Source organism: Galbibacter pacificus (genome assembly GCF_029603165.1).
In the GTDB taxonomy this organism is placed as follows: Bacteria; Bacteroidota; Bacteroidia; order Flavobacteriales; family Flavobacteriaceae; genus Galbibacter; species Galbibacter pacificus.
Genome location: NZ_JAQSVC010000001.1, coordinates 150,572 through 166,814, shown reverse-complemented (window position 1 = coordinate 166,814; position 16,243 = coordinate 150,572). Strand labels below are relative to the sequence as shown.

General features: G+C 38.0%; 13 protein-coding genes. 2 read left to right on the top strand and 11 right to left on the bottom strand.

Annotated elements, in window-relative coordinates; translation table 11 throughout:
- Window positions 1-9 precede the first annotated feature (9 nt).
- The gene (locus PSF86_RS00840) at window positions 10-3,036 is read right to left on the bottom strand and encodes a tetratricopeptide repeat protein (RefSeq protein ID WP_277898159.1); all 3,027 of its coding nucleotides are present in this window, start codon (window positions 3,034-3,036) and stop codon (window positions 10-12) included.
- Window positions 3,037-3,277: 241 nt separating this feature from the next.
- Here PSF86_RS00840 and PSF86_RS00835 point away from each other — a divergent pair, with 241 nt between their 5' ends.
- The gene (locus PSF86_RS00835) at window positions 3,278-3,961 is read left to right on the top strand and encodes a cell division ATP-binding protein FtsE (RefSeq protein ID WP_277898158.1); all 684 of its coding nucleotides are present in this window, start codon (window positions 3,278-3,280) and stop codon (window positions 3,959-3,961) included.
- Window positions 3,962-4,046: 85 nt separating this feature from the next.
- Here the strand turns inward: PSF86_RS00835 and PSF86_RS00830 are convergent, their stop codons facing one another.
- Window positions 4,047-4,274, bottom strand: coding sequence for a YgjV family protein (locus PSF86_RS00830; RefSeq protein ID WP_277898157.1), 228 nt, complete (start codon window positions 4,272-4,274; stop codon window positions 4,047-4,049).
- A 167-nt stretch (window positions 4,275-4,441) separates the two neighbouring features.
- Here PSF86_RS00830 and ppgK point away from each other — a divergent pair, with 167 nt between their 5' ends.
- Entirely contained in the window at window positions 4,442-5,194 is a 753-nt protein-coding gene (gene ppgK / locus PSF86_RS00825; protein ID WP_277898156.1) for a polyphosphate--glucose phosphotransferase, read from the top strand.
- Window positions 5,195-5,279: 85 nt separating this feature from the next.
- Here the strand turns inward: ppgK and typA are convergent, their stop codons facing one another.
- From typA to PSF86_RS00780, 9 genes are all read right to left on the bottom strand, one after another.
- Window positions 5,280-7,085 (bottom strand): translational GTPase TypA, encoded by a 1,806-nt coding sequence (typA, locus tag PSF86_RS00820; RefSeq protein WP_277898155.1) that lies wholly within the window; start codon window positions 7,083-7,085, stop codon window positions 5,280-5,282.
- A gap of 109 nt (window positions 7,086-7,194) precedes the next feature.
- Window positions 7,195-8,664: a M14 family metallopeptidase gene (locus PSF86_RS00815; protein ID WP_277898154.1), complete on the bottom strand. Its 1,470-nt coding sequence runs from the start codon at window positions 8,662-8,664 to the stop codon at window positions 7,195-7,197.
- A gap of 12 nt (window positions 8,665-8,676) precedes the next feature.
- Complete coding sequence (locus tag PSF86_RS00810; RefSeq protein ID WP_277898153.1) at window positions 8,677-9,357, bottom strand: N-acetylmuramoyl-L-alanine amidase; 681 nt, start codon at window positions 9,355-9,357, stop codon at window positions 8,677-8,679.
- Window positions 9,358-9,751: 394 nt separating this feature from the next.
- Complete coding sequence (locus PSF86_RS00805; RefSeq protein ID WP_277898152.1) at window positions 9,752-10,363, bottom strand: phosphoadenosine phosphosulfate reductase domain-containing protein; 612 nt, start codon at window positions 10,361-10,363, stop codon at window positions 9,752-9,754.
- A 109-nt stretch (window positions 10,364-10,472) separates the two neighbouring features.
- Window positions 10,473-10,901, bottom strand: coding sequence for an RrF2 family transcriptional regulator (locus tag PSF86_RS00800; RefSeq protein ID WP_277898151.1), 429 nt, complete (start codon window positions 10,899-10,901; stop codon window positions 10,473-10,475).
- Between the two features lie 39 nt (window positions 10,902-10,940).
- Window positions 10,941-11,873: a citrulline utilization hydrolase CtlX gene (ctlX, locus tag PSF86_RS00795; protein ID WP_277898150.1), complete on the bottom strand. Its 933-nt coding sequence runs from the start codon at window positions 11,871-11,873 to the stop codon at window positions 10,941-10,943.
- Window positions 11,874-11,940: 67 nt separating this feature from the next.
- Complete coding sequence (locus PSF86_RS00790) at window positions 11,941-12,855, bottom strand: dimethylarginine dimethylaminohydrolase family protein (protein ID WP_277898149.1); 915 nt, start codon at window positions 12,853-12,855, stop codon at window positions 11,941-11,943.
- A gap of 204 nt (window positions 12,856-13,059) precedes the next feature.
- Complete coding sequence (locus tag PSF86_RS00785; RefSeq protein WP_277898148.1) at window positions 13,060-14,343, bottom strand: citrate synthase; 1,284 nt, start codon at window positions 14,341-14,343, stop codon at window positions 13,060-13,062.
- Window positions 14,344-14,484: 141 nt separating this feature from the next.
- On the bottom strand, window positions 14,485-16,101 hold the full coding sequence (locus tag PSF86_RS00780; RefSeq protein WP_277898147.1) for a glycogen synthase: 1,617 nt from the start codon (window positions 16,099-16,101) through the stop codon (window positions 14,485-14,487).
- Window positions 16,102-16,243 lie beyond the last annotated feature (142 nt).

The following is a 16,243-nucleotide window of genomic DNA, read 5'->3' as shown; positions in this document are numbered from 1 at the left end:
AAACTATGGTTAGTTTTGGTTTGGATTGATTGAAGAATTGCGTTGCGCCTCTTTGGTTTTAATAAGGGAAAGCTCTTTTTTGGCATCTTCAACTACCTCCGGATACTGCGAAAAATTATCAATTACATTTTGTAAGATATAAGTGGCCTGAAAGGCATCGTCCATGGCGAAAAAGTTTTTTGCCATTACAATAAGGCCTTTTGCCCCGGTTTCTTTGTATGCCGAATAATCTTTGGCCAATTTTTGTGCCGATGCGTTTGAGGCTTCATAATTGCCTTCTTTGTTTTTAAAATAAGCATCGTAATACAGGGCTTCGGCAGCCAATTCTCCTGTGGCTATTTTTTGTACTTCGGCATAGGCACTTTTTGCTTTTGCCTCGTCTCCCGTTGCTATTGCAGAACGTGCAATCATTACATAGGCATCGCTTTTAATACGGTCGTCTACTTTTGTTGTGTTTAAAACTTTCTCGGCATAGGTAATAGTCTGCGGATAGTTTTTTTGCTCGTAACTAGCTTTCATGATATTGGACTGTGCAAAGATGATGTTCTGCTGAAAATCGGCTCCCTGCTCAAGTATCTTCAATACTTCTATGGCCTTGTTGTAATTTTTGTTCTGCATGTACATTTCGCCTGTTTTCACATAGGCTTCTTCAGAAAATTCGTTGCGTTTTTCGTTTACTATGTATTCGTAATGCAGCAGTGCTTTTTCTTTATTTCCTTCTTTGTAATACAATTCACCTAAATAAAAATGGGCCTTTAAGGCGTTGGAACCTTGCGGAAACTCATTGAGGTACCCCTCAAAGCCCTTAATGGCCGCATTGGATTTGTTTTGGATGTATTGCCGTTCGGCCGACTCGAAGGAGGCGCTTTCCAGCTCTGTATCGGTTACGTTTACAAAGCCTAAACCTTTAACCCATGAGGCATATTCGCCCACGCGGCCCTCGTCTACATATACTTGTTTTGCAGTTGCCACTGCCTGAACGGCTTCTGGTGTATTTGGATAAGCGCTTACAACCGACTTGAATTTGGACAAGGCCTTTTCGTTGGCGCCATTGTTGTAGTATACCAAGCCTTCTTTTAGCATGGCTTTGGGCACAAAGGAGCTCATTCGGTATTCTGAGGCCAGTTTTCCATAGGCTTCTATACCTTTATCGGTCTGGTTGTTGTTTATGTAGGTATTCCCCAGCTCGTAATACGCATCGTCTCTTAAGGTTGAGTTGGGGAAACGGTTGATGAACGATTCCAGTTCGGTTATTTTCTTTTCCTGCCTGTCAACAAAGCCGTAGCTAATCGCCTTTTGGAAATGTGCATAATCGGCATCGTCCCCGCCCAGTTCTATGGCTTTATTGTATGCTTCCATGGCCGGCCAGTATTGACTGCTTGCAAATTGGCTGTCTGCCAACCGCAGGTAACTGTCTTTTAGATGGGCATTGTCTTTTTGCTGGTTTCCATCTACATATGCTTTAAAATAGGTAGCGGCTTCGGCATATTCCTTTTGTTTAAAATAAGCGTAAGCCAAATCGTAATTCATATTTTTATATTCTGGTGTCTGTGGAGCCATTGTATTTTGATTGAATTGCTTAAAACCTATTACAGCTTCACTATAATTTTCCATTAAATAATCAACCTCGGCATTCCAGTACGTAGCCCTTGCCGTGAACAACAAGTCTTGCTGCTCTTTGGCAGATTTATTAAAGTATTCTTTCGCTTCTGCGTATTTACCTTCGTTAAAAAGTTCCAGTCCACGGTAAAAGGCAACTTTTTGATACGTTGTTTTTGTACTGTAATTTTTGTTCTTTTCCAACAAATCCAGAGCGGCATCGTAATTTTTGGAAGTAATGTACGAATCTACTAAAAGTTCTTGGATCTCTTGGGTGTTCTCGCTGTTGGGATATGCTTTTAAATAGTTGGTAAGCACCAAAGGCGCGCTTTGGTAGGGGTTTCCTATTTCGTAGCTTAAACGTGCATAATTGAGGAAGGCATCTTTTTTAATTTGCTCGTCGAAAGGCATGTCCGAAGCATTCCTAAAGGCGTTTAATGCTTGTTGTTTTTTGTTGGTCTTTAAGTAACATTCTCCCAAATGGTAGTATGCGTTCTGCGCTACGGAATTGTTCCCTTCTACTATTTTATTGAACTGCCCAATGGCCGATTCGTAATCGCCTTGTTTGTAATAGGCGTAACCCAATTGGTAAAAATCGGTATTGTTCCATTTTCCTCCTTTTCCTTTGTATTCTTTTAAATAAGGAATGGCGGCTTGGTATTCTTTTTTGTTGAAATAACTTTCGCCTATTATTTTATTGAGTTCGGAAAGCTCGTTCCTATCGGCATTTGGAAGCTGTTCTTTCGCCAGTTTAATGGCCTCGTCAAACTTCCCTAGCTTAAAGTTCATATCGGCCTGATAATACGAAAAGTTCTTGTTGAGCTCTTCGTTGCCCGAAACCTGATCGAAATATTGGTTTGCTTCATTGTAATCATCACCTTGATAAGCCATGTAACCAATGTAATATTTGGCCTGCGAACCATATTCTTGAGAGGTAGACACCCTTTCCAAATATTCTTTTGCCGGCCCATACTTCTTGGACACAAACAATGAATATCCTTTTTTAAAGTTGAATTCATCGCGTTCCGCATTGCTTAACGATTGGTCTTCGGCCATATCATACCAATGTAACGCATTGGCATACCTCCCTTGGTTAAAATAATAGTCGGCCACATCCATAAATGCAGAACTGCGCTTGGTGGATGTTGGGTAATTAGCAACAAAATCTTCCATTAGTTTATCGGCTCCCAATTGGTTGGTCCTAATCGCTGCATTGGCAATATAATAAGCAGCATTTGCCTCTATTTCATTATCTGTGGTTGTTCTTTTTACATTTTGAAAAATAACTTGTGAGGCTTGGTATTGCTTTTTATTGTACAGGTCTAATGCTTTGTAATAATCTTTTTGACCGTATGTATAAATTTTGGATTGCTGACTGTAGGAAACTGCACTTCCCAACAGCAGCAACATAGTAAATCCTTTCTGTGTCAGATTCATAAAAAATGGGTTTGTTTCTAGTTTCAAAAATACATGAATGAACATATTAATAACGTGGTTTTTTTGTTATAATTATCCTAAAGCAATAATTTGTATTTTAGAAAAATATATAATAATTACCTTTACGGCTAGTTTTATAAAATAGTATGCTATTTAAATTATTAAAAATTTGTATACTGAATGTTCAATACAGCCTGTTATAAAACATCAAAACTAAAACAAATACGCACAACCAAATACAATGAGTGAAGTAATTCTAGAACTACGGGATGTTGCCATATACCAAAAAGAAAATTTGGTGTTAAGTGAAATAAATTTAAATATCAACAAAGGTGATTTTGTTTATTTAATAGGCAAGACCGGGAGCGGAAAAAGTAGTTTTATGAAAACCCTTTACGGAGATTTACCGCTTGTGCAAGGCTCGGGCGTTATTGTAGACTACGATTTGCGTACCTTAAAAGAAAAAGACATTCCTTTTTTACGAAGAAAGCTCGGCATTGTGTTCCAAGATTTTAAATTATTGCCCGACCGGACCATAAACGATAATCTTTTGTTTGTACTGAAGGCCACCGGATGGACCGACAAAGACAAAATAGCCGCTAAAATAGACGAAGTACTTACCAAAGTGGGAATGGCCACCAAAGGATTTAAGTTCCCGCACCAATTATCGGGTGGCGAACAACAGCGGGTTGCCATTGCACGGTCTTTGCTTAACGACCCCGAGCTTATCCTGGCCGATGAGCCTACCGGAAACCTCGACCCACAAACCAGTGTGGAAGTAATGAAGGTGTTGCAGGACATTAACAAAAATGGGCGTACCATTTTAATGGCCACGCACGATTATGCCCTCTTGCTGAAGTTTCCTTCTAAAACCTTAAAATGCGACGGCAGCAAAGTATTTGAAGTGGTACAGAAAAGTGTGTAGGTTATTTATTTGTAAGGCAGTCATTTAAGAGGCTCCACAAAAACAAATTGCCTTTTATGCGACTAAATATTCATGAATGACTTTTTTACTTCCGCCTTATCAACAAATAATAAAAATTAACTCCAAGTATGGCGGCATTGGTAATAATAATGGGGATTGAAGGGAGCATTGCCCCATAAATTACAAAAAGTAGGCACCCTATGGAATTTACAATTCTTAGCCTTCTTATTTCTTTCATAAAAAAAGACAAAAGCACGCCTAAAGAAGCTGCATAGCCAATTAATTCGGTAATGGACGTATTAAAATATTCCATATAAGCTTTTTTAATTATTACACATTAAGCTACAATTCTTTGTCAAGATAATCATCAGTTTCTATAAAAAAGGTGATTATTTTTATAAAAAAGACAAAAAATATTGATTAATAATAACAATCCATTATTTTTACATCAAAAGATTTCTTTATCAGAAAAAACAATCCATGGAAGTTTTAGGAATAGATGTTGGGGCTTCTGGCATGAAAGGGGCCATTGTAGATATAAAAAAAGGGGTTTTACTTACTGAAAGATTCCGCATAGACACGCCACGCCCGGCCACACCGGAAGCAATGTCCAAAGTTATTAAAGCCATCGTGGACCATTTTAAATGGAACGGTCCTGTTGGGTGCGGATTTCCATCGTCCATTAAAAACAGCATTGTGATTACTTCAAGCAACTTGCATAGCAAATGGGTAGGAGTAAATGTTGATGAACTCTTTGAAAGCGTAACCGGACTACCCTTTATTGTTGTAAATGACGCCGATGCGGCCGGTATTGCAGAAATTAATTTTGGTGCCGGAAAAGGGAAAAAAGGTTTTGTACTTACCATTACCGTAGGAACCGGTCTCGGGAGCGGTGCTTTTTTTAACGGAAACCTGATCCCTAACTTCGAACTTGGGCAGATGTATTATAAAAAATATAAGAATATTGAAGATTATGCCGCCAATTCCGTTCGGAAGAAAAAAGACATGAGTTTTAAAAAATGGGGAAAGCGGTTTAATAAATTCCTCGACCATGTGGAACTTATTGTTTGTCCCGACTTATTTATTATTGGTGGCGGAGGCAGTAAATATTTTGACGAATATGAAAAATATTTAAAAGTAAAAACTCCTGTAATACAAGCTGAAACCCTTAACGAAGCTGGTATAATTGGTGCTGCTTATGCTGCTAAAGCATTGGCTTCGGTCAAGTTTTAAAAACAGTATCCTCCAAAAAAACAAACACCCCAAAGGTTTAAACTTTTGGGATGTTTTATATTGAACTTATTGACAAACGGATAGACTATCCTATTTGTTTGCCCATTCGTTTACGGTCTACTTCTTTTAAATAAATCTTACGGATACGCATTGTTTTTGGCGTTACCTCCACATATTCATCTTTTTGAATGTATTCCAAGGCTTCTTCCAATGAGAACTTAATAGCAGGTACAATTTTTGCTTTGTCATCTGCTCCGGAAGAACGAACATTTGATAATTTTTTGGTTTTGGTGATATTTACCGTCATATCATCACTACGTGAATTCTCTCCAACAACCTGTCCTTCGTATATTTCTTCATTAGGATCCACGAAAAATTTACCCCTATCTTGTAATTTATCAATTGAATATGGAATTGCTTTTCCGTTTTCCATAGAAATTAACGATCCGTTATTTCTTCCCGGGATATCTCCTTTGTATGGTTGATATTCCAAGAAACGGTGGTTCATTATGGCTTCTCCAGCAGTGGCCGTTAACAACTGGTTACGCAACCCTATTATACCCCTTGACGGGATGTTAAAAGTAATGTTCATACGGTCTCCTTTAGGTTCCATACTCAACATTTCACCTTTACGAAGTGTTACCATTTCTACGGCTTTACCAGAAACATCTTCGGGCAAATCAATAGTAAGCTCTTCAATAGGCTCGCATTTTTTACCATCTATTTCTTTAATGATAACTTGTGGCTGCCCAATTTGAAGTTCGTAGCCTTCGCGGCGCATGGTTTCTATCAAAACGGATAAGTGCAATACCCCACGACCGAAAACCATAAATTTATCGGCGCTGTCGGTTGCCTCTACACGCAATGCCAAATTTTTCTCCAATTCTTTCTCCAAACGCTCCTTAATATGCCTTGAAGTAACAAACTTACCGTCTTTACCAAAGAAAGGAGAATCGTTAATGGTAAAGAGCATGCTCATGGTAGGCTCATCGATAGCAATAGTTGGAAGCCCTTCGGGGTTTTCAAAGTCGGCAATGGTATCTCCAATTTCAAAACCTTCCAGTCCGGCAATGGCACAAATGTCGCCAGCTACCACTTCGTCAACTTTTTTGCGGCCAAGGCCATCAAAAACATGTAGTTCTTTAATCCTTGATTTCGTTATGCTACCGTCCCTTTTCACCAAAGAAACGTTCATTCCAGCTTTTAGAATTCCGCGTTGTAGACGTCCAATGGCAATCCTTCCGGTAAAGGAAGAAAAGTCTAAAGACGTTATCAACATTTGTGTAGAACCTTCTTCTACTTTTGGCGAAGGAATGTGCTCCACTACCATATCCAGCAGTGGCTCTATATTTTCTGTTGGGTTTTGCCAATCATCAGACATCCAATTGTTTTTGGCAGAACCGTATACTGTTGGAAAATCCAACTGCCATTCTTCTGCGCCAAGTTCAAACATCAAATCAAAAACGGCTTCATGCACCTCATCGGGCGTACAGTTTTCTTTATCTACTTTGTTTACGACCACAATAGGCTTCAACTTCATAGAAATGGCCTTTTGCAACACAAAACGGGTTTGCGGCATAGGGCCTTCAAAGGCGTCTACCAATAGCAACACACCGTCTGCCATATTTAAAACACGCTCTACTTCACCACCAAAATCGGCGTGCCCGGGGGTGTCGATAATGTTAATTTTCGTGTCCTTGTACATTACCGAAACGTTTTTGGAAAGAATTGTAATTCCACGTTCCCTTTCAAGGTCGTTGTTATCAAGGATTAGCTCCCCTGTTTCTTGGTTATCCCTGAAAAGTTCGCAATGATGTAAAATCTTATCCACCAAGGTTGTTTTTCCGTGGTCAACGTGTGCGATAATTGCAATATTCTTAATGGCTGTCATATAAACCCTTTATTTTAAGGGCGCAAAGGTAGTGTTTATTTAGATGTATTGAATATAAAAAATAAAAATATTTTTGTTTTTTACAATTATTTAATACACTGCAAATCAATTATTTATAAATCAATGCATTTCCAAAACCCTTCTCTGGTTGCTCCAAATCTACCAGAAAGCCATTAATTATCAAATATTGTAGTTTTCCATCTTTTTGAAGGAAAAATGTAGGATTTGCTCCTACATGCAAACTAAACTGAATAGGTTTTTCTTCGGCCAAAATATGTACCGGCACCGATGATGCATCCATATCGGCAGGGATATTTTTTACTACCACGTAAGCATAACCGTCTTTTAAAAGCCATTTAATACCATTTTCCATGAGTTCCCCAACAGAGTGCATTGCTTTTGGGTATACTTTTGCGGGAACAACATGGTATGCAGAAGCATCCAATTCGCGGTACCCATAATAGGTAGAAAGGTCGCCCATATCTGCAATGCCGCCCCTGTCGAAATATCCATTCGGGTTATGTGCGGACACTTCGTGGGTGTTTATACCTAAATCTACAGTATATGTTTTTTCCAGCAATTCGTATTGAACTCCGGTTAACTTTAAGTCGAAAAGTTTACGGTCGTTTTCGGGAATTTTAAAATACACTTCCTGCGGAACTTTTTCATATTCCTTATTGGCAATGGCATAAATAGCAGAAAGTATGGTTACGAAATTAAGTTTTCTAATTTCTTGCTTTTCCGGGTCGTTAGGGTAACCACCGGATTCTATCAATACGGTACTTGTTCCCCATTTTTGAATATTATCACCAAAAGCCCTTGGCTCAAAATCGTCGTTGTACCTTCCTACTTGTCCGGGCGCATATTGTTGCAGGATATTGTTCATGTAGCCAATAAGTTTTATGGCCCTTTTGCGCACATCGTTTATATCTTTTTCATAATTAAAAGCAGGTGCCAAATACGAAATGGTAGCGGGCTTTGGAGTTCTATTGGCATTGTAATAGGTGCTCTGGTCATGAAGATTGAAACCAAAATCGGCTTCCAGACTATCGCGGACCCTTTTTAGGGTTTTCCCTTCCGGGGATTGCAAGCGGAGCGCATCGCGGTTAACATCTATCCCCAAGGCATTTCGGCGTGTAAAAAGTTCGGCGCCGTCTGGGTTCAGCATCGGTAAAAAATGGATGCGAAGGTTTGACAGCATTTCTTGCTTTTCGTCTTTAAAATCATCCGACCGGAAGAAATTTATAATGTCAAAAATAGCCATGGTTGCCGTAGATTCATCGCCATGCATTTGCGACCACAAAAACACGTCTGTACTTCCCTGGCCGATACTAATTAAATTAAGGCTTTTTCCCTTTATGGAAGTCCCTACCCGGCTTACTTCAAAAAAAGGCTTGTTTTTTAAAACAGTAATCAATGGCATAATTTGGTCATGGGTAAACCTACGTGTTTTAATGCTTTCTTCTTTATATGTATTATACGTATTATACAATTTATTGTAAAAGTCCTGAGCCTGAAGCACCTGAAAAGCACCTATGCAAATACATAGCGACAACAGGTTTCGTATATGGTTTTTCATGAGTTTTATGTTTTAATTATTAGTTGGCAATGGTTTTAAGTCTAATTTACGAACCCCGTACCTAATTTTCTCCATGAATTCTTCACCCGGATCTGTTTTTTCAGTTCGGTAATTCGCATCGGTTTCACGCCATAGGTCTGTATTTTCAAACAAAGTATATTCATAATGACCAATTACATAGTCTATGGTATACTTCTTTTTTAAATATTTTATCAGGCGGATGTTGGATTTTAGTTGTTCATCGGTTAGGGGTGTACTTTTAGTGCCTCCCACATTTTCAATGCCAATTGCACAGTAATTCAGGCCAATTACATGTCTTGCCATAAGTGTTTCGGGCATAAGTTGATAAATGGTTCCATCCCTATCTATTAAAAATTGAGAAGAAACATTAAGCGTGCCCGCACCCGAAATACCCTTTCTGTTGGGCGGCAAAGTAGGTTCGTAAAAGGCATCAAAAGATTTTTGAAAAGTAGGTATCGCCGTCCAATGTACAACGACCATACGGGGAACTATTGTTGGTGTATCCTGAACCATGTGGTACCGCTCTTTTAAATATTGTAAACTGAGTTTGTTTCTCTGCTCATTAAAGATAATTTTTTCATGGACCATTGCAGGCTTACAAGAAGTTACAAACGTTACCGTACACAATAAACTTCCTAAAACAATTAAATAATTGGGTAATTTTCTCAGCATATATAAATGTATTAATATGATTAATCTTATCATAAATATTTCAACTGAAATACATTATAACCTTGCAAATATCAAAAAATATTTGATATTTGTAGTATATAAACTATGTTTTTTTGTATATTTACATTGAATTAATAAAAATACATCTTGTTTTTATGCCCTAAAAAAGGAGATTTAATGCTAAAAACATGTATTAACATAAAAGAAAAACATCCCAATTATAGAAATTTTCGATTAAACCCTCAATAATTAATCCTGAAGCCGCATATTTTAAAATATGTGGCTTTTTTCTTTAGTAAACTAACGGGAAAAACCTCCATTATCAATTAAAAAATACCCCAACAAAGTACAAAACTTTATTGGGGTTTTATTGTTTTTTAGTGTTTTCTAGCTTTTAGCTAACATGCAGCCCGCACTCCCGGTTATCCAATACCTTTGTGGGATCGAAGTATTTAAACTCGTTTTCAAGGTTATGTTCTTCCAAGTAGGCATCAAGTTCTTCATCGGTCCAATAGAAAAAGGGGCTCACTTTTAACACGCCATTGTCGTCTTGCGTTACAATATCCAATGTATCCCTAAATGCAGTTTGGCCTTTGCGTAAATTGGTAAACCAAACATCGGGCTTGTTTTCTTCCATGGCACGCCTAAAAGGTTCCAGTTTTACCTGCTCGGTAAATATTTTATGCTGTGGACTATCTATATGCGGAATCCCCATAACAGCATCGCGGTACGCCGATGTTTGCCGGGGAACGTATAATTTTATTTGAAGTTGCAGTGCATCAATTAAACGTTCTGCATGCAGGTATGTTTTATTGGTATTATAACCGGTATCGCACCAAATTACAGGAATATCCTTTTTAATTGAAGTGGTAGCATGCAAAATAGAAGCCTCATACGGACGAAAATTGGTAGTAACAACCGGCTTTTTTGCTTGCTCAATTGCCCAGGCTACTATTTCTTCGGGTGTTTTGTTGCTAAGTTCCTTATTTATTTCTTTTAAATTCATGACACTTAATATCTAATCCAAAAAGCAAAGATATTAATAGTCTAGTAATTAAGTAGGTTTTTAACAAAAAAATCACACGAAGTTTTTAATTAAAAAAGTAAAACATTGATTATAACGAAGTTATGGTGGATTGTGTAAGATCGGCCAAACTTTTATTTTCAAGTATTTTAAGTGTGCTGTCACGAACTTCTATCATAAGCTTGCTCAACGAACATGTTTCTTCATTTTTACAGTCGTCGCATTTTTCATAGAAATTTAAACTCACACAGGGAAGCATGGCTATTGGCCCTTCCAAAACCCTGATTAAAGAGGCAATCGTGATTTTCTCGGGTTCCCGGATTAGGTAATAGCCGCCTCCTTTTCCCTTTTTGGAACCCAGGAAGCCACTATTTTTTAGCTGAAGCAAAATAATTTCCAAAAATTTTTTGGATATGTTTTCTTCTTCTGCTATTTCCGAAATCAATACTGGGGCCTTACTTTCCTTTCTAGCCATGTAAGTAAGTGCCTTTAAACCATATTTAGTTTTTTTTGAAAGCATAAGCGTTGTGTGTCAAAAATCGCGATGGTCCCTAATATACTATTTTTTTTGCAGAAATACTTCTGCCATCATGCAACGGGCACTTCCGCCGCCACAAGTTTCAATGGTATTTAGGTTAGACGATAGTATCTTGGCATATTTGTTAATAGCTGTTTTTTGTGCTGGTGTTAGGCTATCGTGTGCCGATTGGCTCATTACCAAGTATTTTTTTCCTTTTGCCGAGCGAACTTGCAGCATATTCCCAGCAAAATCGGCAACTTGGGCCTCGGTAATGTTTATAATTTCTTTTCCGTCGTTTTTTAAATGGGAAATAACATTTTTACGTTCCTTCTTATCGTCTATGCTATCCAAGCAGATTACTGCAAAATTATCTCCAACACACATCATAACATTGGTATGGTATATTGCCTTTCGAGCCCCGTCAACTGTTTGATTTGCGGTAAAAATTACCGGAAAATATTCAAAATCTTCACAAAACTCAATAAATAAATCTTCATCTGCCCTGGGCGACAAGGCACAATACGCCTTTCGGTTTACCCTATCTAGAATAATACTCCCGGTGCCTTCCAAATATATCCCTTCATCTTCAGCAGTAGTATAATCCATTATATTACCTATATGGAAACCATTGTTTTCTAGTTTCTCCAACACTTCTTCCCTTCGTTCCATCCTCCTATTTTCGGCAAACATAGGATATAAAGCCACCGTTCCGTCTTCATGGGTGGAAATCCAGTTGTTTGGAAATATAGAATCGGGCGTGTCGGGCTCCTGTGTATCGTCAATGGTAATAACATTAATACCTGCTTCCCTCAAGGTTTTAACCATCCCGTCAAACTCTTGTTGTGCCTTTTTATTGACCGATTCGTTTAAAAGGTCTATATCTTCCTGAAAATAATTGTTTACGGCAGTTTGTTCGTTCATTCTAAACCTTACTGGCCGTACCATAAAAATTGTATCGGTGATTTGTTGCATAGCTACATCCAATTTTACCGCGCAAAGCTACAAATAAAGATAGAAGTTATCTAATGTAAAATACGTGTTAATTGCGTATCAATGGCATTGTAGAGCAGCGTAAAAGTCCTTCTTGCTTTGCAATTTCCGCATAAGGTATTTCTTCTACCGTAAAGTCCTGCTCTTGCAGCCATTTGTTGAGCCTTGTAAAGTTTTTTTCTGAAACTACAATGTTCGAGTCTATGGAAAATACATTGCTAAACATATGATACATTTCGTCCTTGCTGATATGAAACAGGTTTTCGTGGCCAAACAAACGTACCAAATATTCATAATCGGCCAAATCCCTGAAGCCTTCCTTATGTATAATCCCTTTGTTTTTTCCTACCGGCTGAAAACAACAGTCTAAATGAAGGGCATTGTCCCTGGCTATTGTATTGGATTTGTTCAGGTCGAATTCTTTTACCGTTTTATCGGGGAACATGTCTTTTATAAATTGTACCCCGTGCATATTGGTCCTGGCCGTAATGTAGTTGGGGTAATCTTTGCCTTTGTATGTGCCTATAAATACATAATCGTTCCATAACATTACATCGCCACCTTCTATATGGACTTCTTCTGGGGGCGTAATTACTTTTGACGGGTTCATTTGGTCTATTACGTACTGAATGGCATCCAGTTCTTTTTCCCTGTCCGGTAAAATATTTGATTTTATAAAATAATCGTCAATTACAAACGCAATGTCCCTTGAAAATATTTGATTGCAGTTTTCTATTAGTTCAGGACGGAACACTTCAACATTATATTTTTTTAAAACAGCCGAAAATGCTTCCATTTCTGGCACCATGTCTTCTTCTTTGGGGTATGTTCCAGCCTTTATGTGTTGCAACGATTTTGGATCGTAAGCTTCTTCAATGGATGGAACAGGGCCATTGCTTTTTGCTGTTCCCAAAACAACGGCCTGTAGTCTTGATGTTTCATTTTTAATATGCAATGTTAACATAAAAATCTAATTTTTTTTGCAATCTCTCATACCCATTATATGCAAAATCGGGCACTAAAAAACCAATACAAAACAAATCCGTATTGTTGGCCAAAAATATCATTAATAATTCAATTATAAAATCGAGTAAAAACATTCCTTTTATAAATAACAAAACGGGATATGTTTTGCAACATACCCCGTTTTGTTATCATTGAATATTCTTTATCGTTTACTAACTTCTACAAAAGGTCTTAAATTTTCTCCTACATATATTTGTCTAGGCCTTCCAATTGGTTCCTTTTTTAAGCGCATTTCTCTCCATTGTGCAATCCAGCCCGGTAATCTACCCAATGCAAACATTACGGTAAACATTTCAGTTGGGATTCCAAGTGCCCTATAAATAATACCCGAGTAGAAATCTACGTTTGGATATAGCTTTCTTTTTACAAAGTAATCGTCTTCCAGCGCTTGTTTTTCCAATCCTTTGGCTATTGACAATACAGGATCTTCGACCCCAAGGTCGCCAAGTACTTCATCTGCTGATTTTTTTATGATTTTGGCGCGTGGGTCAAAATTTTTATAAACCCTATGCCCAAAGCCCATTAAACGAAAGGAATCGTTTTTATCCTTGGCCTTTTCCATATATTTTGCAGTATCCCCGCCATCTTCTTTAATACCTTCCAACATTTCAATAACAGCTTGGTTGGCGCCTCCGTGAAGCGGCCCCCATAATGCTGAAACTCCTGCCGAAAGGGATGCAAACAATCCGGCGTGCGAAGATCCCACAATTCTTACCGTAGAAGTAGAACAGTTTTGTTCATGATCGGCATGCAGGATCAACAATTTGTCCAATGCATCTACCACGACCGGGTTTAACTTGTATTCTTCATTAGGTTTTTTAAACATCATGTACAGCATGTTCTCCACGTACCCCAATGATGCATTTCCGTAATCGTAAGGCTTGGAATTTCTTCTTCGAAGCGTCCAGGCTGCCAATACCGGGAATTTACCCATGATTTTCACGATGGCATTGTACATGTCTTCTTCAGAATTGATATCCACACAAGAAGGGTTAAAGGCCGTCAAGGCACTTGTTAACGATGAAAGAACTCCCATTGGGTGTGCCGTCCTGGGGAAACTGTCCACTATTTTCTTTACGTCTTCGTCTACTTCAGAATTTGCTTTAATATCACTATGGAACTTATCCAGTTGCTCTTTGTTTGGAAGCTCGCCAAAGATTAATAAATATGCTACTTCCAAGAAATTTGCCTTTTCTGCCAGGTCTTCAATAGCATACCCCCTATACCTTAAAATCCCTTTTTCTCCATCTAGATATGTTATTGCACTTTCACAAGAACCTGTATTTTTATAACCGGGGTCCAAAGTAATAACTCCGGCAGAAGCTCTTAGTGTTTTAATATCTATTCCTATTTCATTTTCAGTACCTTCAACAACTGGGAATTCTATTTTTTTACCTTTATACTCAAAAGTAGCCGTATCTGACATAATATATTATTAGTTTTACAATTTTTTACAAGTGTTGCGAAAATACGAAATTAACTGTTAATTTAGGGTTAAGCCCGCTTCTTTTTCAAGGATATGGAAGTTAAAATAATACCAAAATTGCAATTTTGCTCAAATTGGTTTCTATTTGTTATATATAAGCTTGTCCGTTTTTATGGCTGAAGGATTTTTTGGGGGTTTAAAGCTATTCTGAAACGGTATTGGTAACCTATATAGATCCTTGTAATATTCCCTAACCGATTTTTCCCAACTGAAGCGTTTGTTTTTTGCAACTTTACTAATATGTTTCCAGATTTCCTTGTCTTCAAAAAATAAGTCTACCGCATCTTCAAACACATTAATAAATTCCCTGTTTTTTTCTTCCAGCGTAATGCCTCCAAACGAAAATCCGGTTTTCATGTGCTCAACGGTATCTTTTAAACCTCCTGTGGCATGAACCAAACATGGTTGGCCGTTTCTCATGGCCAACATTTGACTTATTCCGCAGGGTTCGAACAAACTTGGCATCAAATACAAATCAGATTCGTAATAAAGGGAATCTATGATTTCTTCCGACTGCCCATTTATAAATATAAAATTTTCATTTTCATAGCTGATATTCCGGAGCAACTGCTCGTATTCCGGAGCACCGGTTCCCAAAACAATATAAACCCCGTTTCTTTTTTTAAGGACCTGTAGTATCTGTTCCAGTACCCTTGGATTGTTTTTATAAAAAAAGAATTTTTGTTCCGTGAGCCTAGCTACACTTACACACATAAAGTCGGGCTTTTGTTCCCTCAACATGGCTATTTTATCTCCGGTATGCGCTAAAAAATCTGCTTTATACTTTTTATTGGGCTCTTGCAGCCATTTAAATATATAGCGCAGACTATTTCTGTACAGTTCGTTTTTCCTGACCCTGTTAATGTTCCTGTAATTGCATCCGTTTAAAATTCCAAACAACCTACCCTGTTTTTCTGCCTCCTTCAAATCTTCTTCCAATCCTTCTCCTCCAATAAATACCGGCGGATTACTCGGTTTTTGAATATCTTCTTTATAAGAAGGCGATACGGTATGAACTGCATCGGCAAAGCGAATGCCCAATGCCATTAAATTGATGCAGTCGTGGTACCGGGGATCTTTTAAGCGGCTTTCGTCATAATCAATATCCGGATAAAATGCCTTTAGGGAAGAATGATTTTTGTCGAAAGGACGTATTCCCTGAATGGCCAAATTATGAATGGAATACACGCACCTAATATTCTGCAACAATTTATATTCGGTATGAAATTCTTTTAAAAACAACAATAAACTGGTATGCCAATCGTGTAAGTGCATAATTTGCAGTCCGCCAAAGACTCCTTGTTTTATTGCCTGCGCAACTGCCGTACAGAACAATGAAAACATACAAGCATCTGTATAAAAAGGTTGCTCCGGGTCATTAAAATAAATATGCGCAATATCTCCCGAAACAATTGCAGGATGATCTATTACATAATGTGCAATATTGGCCATCTCTTTTTTCCCCGGAACCTGATACAAAATTGCCTCTTGAACCATTCCGCGGTACTTAAACTTTAAATTGCATTTTTTAATTCCGCCTTGATGCAACCTACCATAGGAAGGCGTAACTATATGCACAGTATCGTTATTGGCGGCCAATTGCCTGGGAACGTCCCGGACAACATCGCCCATCCCCCCGGCTTTACAGTTGGGTATTGCATCGTTTTCGGCACAAACAAAAAGAAAATTAGACTTCACAAGGCAACTCGTTTTAGAAGGTTAATAATGAGTTATGGTCAATATTCAAGAAAAATTGAGACCACAGGCTTTAAACACCTTTAAATTAATCAATTATACCGAGATAAGGAAAATATACTTTATTAAATCAATGTTAATATCG